We start from the raw sequence: 7,479 nt of genomic DNA on the forward strand, positions 1-7,479 counted from the left end.
ACAATATGGCAAACGAAAAGCGAAAAAATTTAACACCTGTACAACAAGAATATCATTTATTTGAAAAGGAGCGAGAAACGAAGCGACCGGTCCTGAAAAATTGTTTGCGCGCCTTTTTGATTGGCGGACTCATTTGTGCGATCGGGCAAGCCATTTCGTATTTTTATATGTATTTTTTTGATTTTACCGAACAGACTGCCGGGAACCCGACCGTCGCAACGATGGTTTTTTTGTCGATGATTTTAACAGGATTCGGTGTTTACGACCGGATCGCCCAATTTGCCGGGGCAGGAACGGCGGTACCGGTCACTGGATTTGGAAATGCGGTCATTTCCGCAGCGATCGAACACCGAACCGAAGGGTTTGTTTTAGGGGTCGGAGCGAACATGTTTAAACTTGCCGGTTCGGTCATTTTATTTGGAACGTTTACCGCCTTTGTTGTCGCGTTAGTGAAAACGATCGCCGTGAAATGGGGTGGGCTCGGATGATGAAAGGACATCGAACATGGGTGTTTGAAAATCAGCCGGTTATCGCTGCAACAGCGACGGTCGGTGGGCCGTTTGAAGCGACCGGGCGCATTGCCGATGACTTTGATTTGTTGCATGAAGACCTTTGGCTTGGGGAAGAATCATACGAGAAGGCGCATAAAATACTGCTCGAGGAAGCTTTTTTTAAAGCGATGGAAAAAGGTGGAATTACGAAAGAGCACGTTCAATTTATCATTGCCGGCGATTTAATTAATCTAATGACGCCATCGAATTTTGCGGCGCGAACGATTGGTGCACCGTACCTCGGGGTATTCGGTGCTTGCTCAACTTCCATGGAAGGATTGGCGCTTAGCGCGTTTATCGTCAATCACGGCGGAGCAAAATACATCTTAACCGGTGCCTCAAGCCATAATACCGCGGTCGAAAAACAGTTTCGCTATCCGACCGAATACGGTGGACAAAAACCACCGACCGCCCAGTGGACAGTAACCGGCGCTGGTGTGGCGCTCGTGAGCAGTGAAGGGGAAGGACCGCGCATCGTGGCGGCGACGATCGGCCGCGTCGTCGATATGGGGCTAAGCGACCCGTTTAATATGGGCGGGGCGATGGCACCCGCTGCGGTCGATACGATTGAAGCGCATTTGCGCGACATGCAAGTCGATAGTTCGTACTACGATTTAATTGTCACGGGCGATTTAGGCAAAATCGGCCGCCAAATATCGCTTGATTTGTTGCGTGAACACGGCTTGCAAATCGAAGAAGAGCGCTATCAAGATTGCGGTCTGCTCATTTATCGAGAAGATCAGCCAGTACTAGCAGGCGCGAGCGGCGCTGGCTGTTCTGCGACGGTTGTCTACGGTCATTTGCTGAATCGGATGAAGCAAGGGGAATTTAAACGCATGCTCGTCGTTGCTACCGGGGCTTTATTGTCACCGCTAACGTTTCAACAAAATGAAACGATTCCGTGCATTGCGCATGCCGTGGCGATTGAGTACGGAGGTGAGTAAAGATGATGGCGATGTTTTTTTGGGCGTTTGTTGTCGGCGGCCTTATTTGCGTCATCGGACAAATTATGATGGACGTATTCCATTTGACACCTGCTCATACGTTAACGATTTTGGTAGTGGCGGGTGCGATTTTGGACGGGTTTGGCTTATATGAGCCGCTCATTGATTTCGCTGGTGCTGGTGCGACGATTCCGATTACGAGCTTTGGCAATGCGCTCGTTCATGGAGCGCTACAGGAAGCCGATAAACATGGCATTATCGGCGTATTAACAGGCATGTTTGAAGTGACGAGCGCCGGCATTTCCGCTGCGATTGTGTTCGGATTTATCGGAGCTTTGTTATTCCGACCAAAAGGATAGGGGGGAAGACGATGACCGTTGCTTCTCAAGTGAAACAAAGTTTGGCAAGTTTAAAAAGCATTCATGCAACCTTCCAGCAATTTGCCCTTTCTTCAGCGGATGAACAGGCGCAGCGGACGTTTCATGAGGCGATGATGTTGACGGAAGAAATCATTGTCGATGTGAAACAACGCATTAGCCAGCTGGAGCGGGAGGAACCGCAATATCATGGAAAGTAAGGTGTATGACCGATGCCGATATGGTTAGAAGCAGCGATCCGATCCGTTTCCATTTTAATCGGGCTGTTTGTTATTACAAGGATTTTAGGAAAAAAACAATTATCGAAATTGTCTTTTTTTGAATATATCGTCGGAATTACCGTCGGTGATATCGCCGGAACGATGTCGACAGATCTTGATATTAATTTGCAAGAGGGAATCACAAGTATTTTAATTTGGTCATTATTTCCAGTTCTTATTTCGCATATTTCGTTGCGCAACAAAAAATTCCGCGATTTTGTGGAAGGCAATTCAACGGTGTTCATTAAAAACGGCAAAGTATTAGAAGAAAATTTAAAGCAGGAAAAATATACGATTGACGAGCTGATGGAGCAGCTGCGGAAAAAAGACGTCTTTCGCGTCGCGGATGTCGAATTTGCGGTGTTGGAACCGAACGGAGATTTGAACGTTTTGTTAAAACGTGAAAAACAACCGCTGGCCGTCGGAGACGTATTCCCGAATCCTCCTTCCGAGAAAGAACCGCAAACGGTTGTAATGGACGGGAAAATTTTGGACGAGCCGCTTGCGACCGCTGGCTTAAGCCGCGGCTGGTTGAAAGCGGAATTGGATAAACAAGGGGTTGCGATCGAAAACGTCTTTTTAGCGCAAGTCGATTCTTACGGACAGCTTACCGTCGATTTATACGATGATAAAATTCAAGCGCAACAACCGCAAGACAAAGAGTTTTTGCTTGCTGCCATCAAAAAAGTGCAAGCTGATTTCGAGCTATTTGCGCTAGAAACACAATCGGAAGAAGCGAAACAAATGTATGAGAAAAATGCGAAAAAATTGAACGACTTGTTAGGAAGAGTAGCACCATTGCTAAAAAATTAATTAAGGGAGGAACGATGGATGAAAAAGCGACCGACGAAAACGACCGATGAGGAAATGAAAGTATCGTTGAAGAAAAAAACAGAGGGAAAACCTACGCATACGACAGACGAAGAAGTGACGATCGAGTGGATCAACAAAGACGACCACCTAACCCATCAACCGAAAGATTTTGAAGACATTGACTATTAACAGCCGATGCGGATACATCGGCTGTTTTTTTATGCAGTGAAAGGCAATGCGCTTTTTCCTAGGCGCTCTTTATACCGACTGTAAAAACGCTCTCACTTCTTCTGGCGTTTTTGCATTGGCGCTATGAAGATGGGCGATTTTCTCTCCGTTTTGGAATATGAGCAAGCTTGGAATGCCCATCACTTGATACGTTTCGGCGATGTCCGGCACATTGTCGCGATTGATTTGAAACCAATCGTATTGCGAATATTCACGGACGATGTCGTCAATAAACATGTCCATTCGTACACAATCCGGGCACCATGTCGTATAAAATTTCACGATCACCGGTTTGTCTCCCGAGATCGCTTCATGAAACTGTTCTGCCGTTTGTAATTCCTTCAATTTCTACTTCCTCCTTGTTTACTGTATACGTTTTTACTGTATCATATTTCATCCGCCTTGGCACGTTGTCTGCTTTTGTCATACACCATAGTAGAAAGGCGGTGATAAGATGAGTAAACAGTTGGAAAAATCGTTAGAAGCAGTAGCGAAATCAAAGCAAGAAGGGCATGATCAATTTTTAAAACGGATCGAGAAATGGGGAACGGAGTTTGACAAGAAAATGAAGGAAATCGAAAAAGTGAACAGCCAATTTTTAAAAGAAGTGAATGGCGACTTAACGAAGATTGACGGATGGTTCCGCAAAAAAGAAAAGCAACTAGAGCAACTTTTCCGCTATTTTTCCTAGCGACCGCCCATACCGTTTCACAAATACGCGCATACGATAACACTACCAACGTGCAAGGAGGTGCAAAGCAATGTTTGGATATTGCGGATACGGATATGGTGGTTACGGATACGGCGGTGGATACTACGGCTCTACATTCGTGCTAATCGTCGTGTTGTTTATTTTGTTAATTATTGTTGGTGCTGCGTTCGTCGGTTAAGGAAGGAACGGTACGGGCTGTTTCATCAAAGACAGCTCGTACTTTTTCTTGCTTTCATGCACTCATGCGGCGTTTTTTCATACGCTAGTAAAATAAGGGAGGCTGACATGATGGATAACCAATTTTTTAAGAACGTCGAAAAGAAAACAGGCGTCAATATGAAAGATATTTTAGAACTAGCAAATTCGCTTCAGCACGCGAATTTTAAAGACGAGCAAACCGTTCGCGGCGTGATTAAGCGCGTGGCGCAAATCGCCAACCGAAAAGTGCCGAAAGAATTAGAAGATAAAATTGTTCAAACGATTATTCAAAACGGCAAGCAGCTCGATTTCAACACGATTGCCAATATGATTAATAAAAAATAACGCCGAGGGAGCGTCATCTTTGAGCTCCCTCGGCTATTTTAGCGATAAATTCTTTTAGAAAACGGGACGGTGAAGCAGATTTTAGCCGCCGCTGTGACGGGATAGAAAGAAAGACGCCGTGTTGCGCTCGTGTGATTGCAACGTATAATAGGCGGCGCTCTTCTTCTAATGGAAGCGGATCTCCGTTCCGATTGGCCTCGAGCGCATAGTCATGTGGGATGCTTCCTTCGACCGCCCCTAATATGTAGACGTAGTTGTATTCCAATCCTTTTGCTCGGTGGATCGTCGATAGTTGAATGGCGTGACGATGTTGCTCGATGTGCTTCGCAGCTTCGATCATTTTGTCGACGTGACGAAGAAAGGAGTGAACTGTTTTAAATTTTTTTGCGGCTACTTTGACGTCGCGTACATCATCCGCCCCTCTTTCCATCACGTTCCCTTCATTGCCACGTTTTTTCATAAATTCGGAAAAGCCCATCTCTGTTTCGATCAGTTCTATTGCTTCGGTCGGTTTTAATTTGGCGAGCTGTTTAAAGAGCGGGACGATCGTCTTTAGTTTTTTGCGTTGAAACGGCTGAACGTTAGTAAGTTTTGTGAGCGCCTTAACGAGCGAGCAATCTTCGAGAATGCTGATCGCTTTTAATTCTTGCAAAAGCGTTTGTTTTAAAAAAAGCGACACGAGCAAATCGTTCATCGCTTCCTCATCGTTCGGGTCGAGGCTTAACCGCAAATAAGCGAGCAAATAACGGACGAAGCGGCGCTCGTAAAATGATTCTCCGTCGCTTGCGAGCACAAACGGCAATTGCGACTGCACGAGCCGTTCGAAAATGGCGCGCGAGGCGGCATTCGTGCGGTATAATACGGCGAAATCAGCAGGATTTGCACCGCGCTGAAGGCGTTCTTTTATATCTTCCACGACCATCGTTGCTTCCTCTTCCTCGTCGTACGGAAAAAAGAAAAGCGGCAGCTCGTCCACGGTAAACTGGGCGTTCATTTGCTTCGCACGCCGCGAGCGATTGCGCGAAATGACAGCGTTTGCGAGTGAAACGATACTATGGGACGAACGGTAGTTTTCCGACAGCGTAATAATTTTTGCTTCAGGATAATGTCGGTCAAATTCAAGAATAAATGACGGATCCGAGCCACGAAAGGAATAAATGGATTGGTCGTCATCCCCGACGACGCAAAGATTTCGCGTATGTGCGCATAACAGATTGATAATATCATATTGCACTTGATTAATATCTTGAAATTCGTCAATTAAAAAATAGCGAAATCGCTCTTGATAGCGTGAAAGCAGTGCTGGATGTTCCAACAGCATTTCATAACAGCCAACGAGCATATCGTCAAAATCAAACAGCCCTTGTGCCTTCTTCATTTCTTCGTACCGCTTGTATAAATAAGCAGTTTGCGCTTCCCATTGTCCCGTTGTTTTGATCTGGTCAACGGTCGTGCGCGTATTTTTCCAATACGAAATTTGCTGGAGCGCTTGGTCGTACGCAAATTGCCGTTTATCTAACCCGATCTCACGCCCCGCTTCTTTAATCATTTGTTCCCGCTGCCATTCCCATTTTAACAGGCGGTTTGCTTGCCAGCGCTCGCGGTCAAAATGGGCGACCATGCGGTAAAAAATGCTATGGAACGTGCCGGTCACAAGCTGAGAAATAGCAGTCGGATGCATCCCTGGGTACGTCAACAATCGATCTTTCATTTCTTGTGCTGCTTTTGTTGTAAAGGTGACGAGCATAATGGCTGACGGCGGGATGCGTTTTTCAGTGATCATATAGGCGGTTCTTGCCGTTAAGACGCGCGTTTTGCCGCTTCCTGCTCCGGCGAGTACGAGCAGCGGTCCCTCTGTCGTTTTTACCGCTTGCAACTGAGCTTCATCAAGCGGAACGCCCACTTCGACAAGCGTGCGAAGATAGCCGGTTTCTTCGCGTGCTTCTTCTCGTTTGTTTTGCCGAAAAGGAGCAAGTGGCTGATAAGCGATAGGCATGTTCCAATATTGCTGCTTGTTTGTGAGAGAAAAAGAGCAAGTGGTTGGCTCGTCGTGATAAAAATGAGGCTGTTGTTGGATGCCTAAATATAGTTTGACTGGCTTGCCACAGGCGAGACAAGAGATTTGTCCACGTAATGCTGCTTCGTATACGGCTTCATATTTTTCGCGCGCTAGACTAGAAAGCGAAATAATTCTTCTTTTGTACGTTGCCCGTTCCATCGCAAAACTCCTTTTTACATTTCGATCAATGTCCATCATAACAAAAACATACGATAAGAAAAAAGGATTTGTTTGCCCGAAAGCGAATTTTATGAAAAAGGGGGGCTGTTGATGCAAGTGCACTGGCCGATCGCGCGCAAAGTAGACGTTTGCTTTTCGGTTGCGGCTGTTACTGGCGTTGCTCGGGATCCTCATCTTGTTGTCAAGCAACTGCAGCGAAAGAAAAAGCACAAAAAAGCAGAGCACATCGTAAAGAAACAAAAATGGGACAAATACGTATAAGGACCGTATCACACTGATACGGTCCTAAAGTATTTTTACCATCGTCACGTGCGGAATGCCGGCATCCAGAAACACGTCCGAAATCGTTTCGTAGCCGAGCTTTTTGTAAAACGGCTCAGCGTGGGTTTGCGCATTCAATTTCGCTTTTGCTGCGCCATGTTGCTTCGCCACTTGTTCGATATGCTCCATGAGGAGGCGGCCGATGCCTTTTTTTCGATAGTCATGCAGCACACAAATCCGTTCAATTTTGCTGGTTGCTTCATCAAGCAGGCGCAATCTTCCGGCTCCGACCGGCTTCGTTTCGTCATAAAGAACAAAATGAATCGCTTCGTCTTCGAAATGATCGATCTCTTCTTCCACCGGAACGTGCTGTTCTTCGACAAATACAAGGCGGCGCACATAAAGGGCGTCTTGATAAAGTGCTTCCTCTTCTTTTTTCCCAAATACAATTTTCATCATCATCGGGCGAGGAGACCCCGACTTCTAAGCGAGAGCGAAAGTCGGGGAGGAATCACCCTTCCTCCTTTCAATCAATAATGTGCTTGCATGCT

At 46.1% G+C, this 7,479-nt stretch carries 13 protein-coding genes; 10 read left to right on the plus strand and 3 right to left on the minus strand.

Annotated features, from left to right (window positions below):
• Positions 1-5: 5 nt before the first annotated feature.
• The 6 genes from spoVAC to M4I42_RS11405 are packed head-to-tail and all read left to right on the plus strand — an operon-like array spanning position 6 to position 3,134.
• Entirely contained in the window at positions 6-488 is a 483-nt protein-coding gene (spoVAC, locus tag M4I42_RS11380; RefSeq protein ID WP_268852285.1) for a stage V sporulation protein AC, read from the plus strand.
• The gene (gene spoVAD / locus M4I42_RS11385; RefSeq protein ID WP_268852286.1) at positions 485-1,495 is read left to right on the plus strand and encodes a stage V sporulation protein AD; all 1,011 of its coding nucleotides are present in this window, start codon (positions 485-487) and stop codon (positions 1,493-1,495) included. The genes spoVAC and spoVAD overlap by 4 nt, the downstream gene beginning before the upstream one ends.
• 2 nt (positions 1,496-1,497) lie before the next feature.
• A complete protein-coding gene (spoVAE, locus tag M4I42_RS11390; RefSeq protein ID WP_268852287.1) occupies positions 1,498-1,854 on the plus strand; it encodes a stage V sporulation protein AE in 357 nt (118 codons plus the stop codon).
• Positions 1,855-1,865: 11 nt separating this feature from the next.
• Positions 1,866-2,072, plus strand: a complete 207-nt coding sequence (locus M4I42_RS11395; RefSeq protein ID WP_268852288.1) for a DUF1657 domain-containing protein — start codon at positions 1,866-1,868, stop codon at positions 2,070-2,072.
• Positions 2,073-2,084: 12 nt separating this feature from the next.
• Positions 2,085-2,945, plus strand: a complete 861-nt coding sequence (locus tag M4I42_RS11400; protein ID WP_268852289.1) for a DUF421 domain-containing protein — start codon at positions 2,085-2,087, stop codon at positions 2,943-2,945.
• Between the two features lie 18 nt (positions 2,946-2,963).
• Positions 2,964-3,134 (plus strand): hypothetical protein, encoded by a 171-nt coding sequence (locus M4I42_RS11405; RefSeq protein WP_268852290.1) that lies wholly within the window; start codon positions 2,964-2,966, stop codon positions 3,132-3,134.
• Between the two features lie 69 nt (positions 3,135-3,203).
• On the opposite strand, the gene M4I42_RS11410 is transcribed toward M4I42_RS11405, so the two are convergent.
• Positions 3,204-3,518, minus strand: a complete 315-nt coding sequence (locus tag M4I42_RS11410; protein WP_268852291.1) for a thioredoxin family protein — start codon at positions 3,516-3,518, stop codon at positions 3,204-3,206.
• Between the two features lie 109 nt (positions 3,519-3,627).
• Here M4I42_RS11410 and M4I42_RS11415 point away from each other — a divergent pair, with 109 nt between their 5' ends.
• The 3 genes from M4I42_RS11415 (at position 3,628) to M4I42_RS11425 (ending at position 4,428) form a co-directional block, all read left to right on the plus strand.
• A complete protein-coding gene (locus M4I42_RS11415) occupies positions 3,628-3,864 on the plus strand; it encodes a hypothetical protein (protein WP_268852292.1) in 237 nt (78 codons plus the stop codon).
• A gap of 70 nt (positions 3,865-3,934) precedes the next feature.
• Entirely contained in the window at positions 3,935-4,063 is a 129-nt protein-coding gene (locus M4I42_RS11420; RefSeq protein WP_268852293.1) for a YjcZ family sporulation protein, read from the plus strand.
• Positions 4,064-4,173: 110 nt separating this feature from the next.
• Positions 4,174-4,428 carry a stage VI sporulation protein F gene (locus tag M4I42_RS11425; RefSeq protein ID WP_066323323.1) on the plus strand — a complete coding sequence of 85 codons (255 nt, stop codon included), beginning with the start codon at positions 4,174-4,176 and terminating at the stop codon, positions 4,426-4,428.
• 13 nt (positions 4,429-4,441) lie between these two features.
• Here M4I42_RS11425 and M4I42_RS11430 read toward each other — a convergent pair whose 3' ends face one another.
• Positions 4,442-6,646: a UvrD-helicase domain-containing protein gene (locus tag M4I42_RS11430; protein ID WP_268852294.1), complete on the minus strand. Its 2,205-nt coding sequence runs from the start codon at positions 6,644-6,646 to the stop codon at positions 4,442-4,444.
• Positions 6,647-6,757: 111 nt separating this feature from the next.
• Here M4I42_RS11430 and M4I42_RS11435 point away from each other — a divergent pair, with 111 nt between their 5' ends.
• Positions 6,758-6,928: a hypothetical protein gene (locus M4I42_RS11435; protein WP_268852295.1), complete on the plus strand. Its 171-nt coding sequence runs from the start codon at positions 6,758-6,760 to the stop codon at positions 6,926-6,928.
• Between the two features lie 24 nt (positions 6,929-6,952).
• Here M4I42_RS11435 and M4I42_RS11440 read toward each other — a convergent pair whose 3' ends face one another.
• A complete protein-coding gene (locus tag M4I42_RS11440; RefSeq protein WP_268852297.1) occupies positions 6,953-7,384 on the minus strand; it encodes a GNAT family N-acetyltransferase in 432 nt (143 codons plus the stop codon).
• Positions 7,385-7,479: the final 95 nt, after the last annotated feature.

The sequence above is a fragment of the Anoxybacillus sp. J5B_2022 genome (assembly GCF_026847645.1).
Classification (GTDB): Bacteria; Bacillota; Bacilli; order Bacillales; family Anoxybacillaceae; genus Anoxybacteroides.

Coding starts and splice junctions, on each gene's coding strand:
- spoVAC (WP_268852285.1), top strand. CDS start 6: ATGGCAAACGAAAAGCGAAAAAATTTAACACCTGTACAACAAGAATAT.
- spoVAD (WP_268852286.1), top strand. CDS start 485: ATGATGAAAGGACATCGAACATGGGTGTTTGAAAATCAGCCGGTTATC.
- spoVAE (WP_268852287.1), top strand. CDS start 1,498: ATGATGGCGATGTTTTTTTGGGCGTTTGTTGTCGGCGGCCTTATTTGC.
- M4I42_RS11395 (WP_268852288.1), top strand. CDS start 1,866: ATGACCGTTGCTTCTCAAGTGAAACAAAGTTTGGCAAGTTTAAAAAGC.
- M4I42_RS11400 (WP_268852289.1), top strand. CDS start 2,085: ATGCCGATATGGTTAGAAGCAGCGATCCGATCCGTTTCCATTTTAATC.
- M4I42_RS11405 (WP_268852290.1), top strand. CDS start 2,964: ATGAAAAAGCGACCGACGAAAACGACCGATGAGGAAATGAAAGTATCG.
- M4I42_RS11415 (WP_268852292.1), top strand. CDS start 3,628: ATGAGTAAACAGTTGGAAAAATCGTTAGAAGCAGTAGCGAAATCAAAG.
- M4I42_RS11420 (WP_268852293.1), top strand. CDS start 3,935: ATGTTTGGATATTGCGGATACGGATATGGTGGTTACGGATACGGCGGT.
- M4I42_RS11425 (WP_066323323.1), top strand. CDS start 4,174: ATGGATAACCAATTTTTTAAGAACGTCGAAAAGAAAACAGGCGTCAAT.
- M4I42_RS11430 (WP_268852294.1), bottom strand. CDS start 6,646: ATGGAACGGGCAACGTACAAAAGAAGAATTATTTCGCTTTCTAGTCTA.
- M4I42_RS11435 (WP_268852295.1), top strand. CDS start 6,758: ATGCAAGTGCACTGGCCGATCGCGCGCAAAGTAGACGTTTGCTTTTCG.
- M4I42_RS11440 (WP_268852297.1), bottom strand. CDS start 7,384: ATGAAAATTGTATTTGGGAAAAAAGAAGAGGAAGCACTTTATCAAGAC.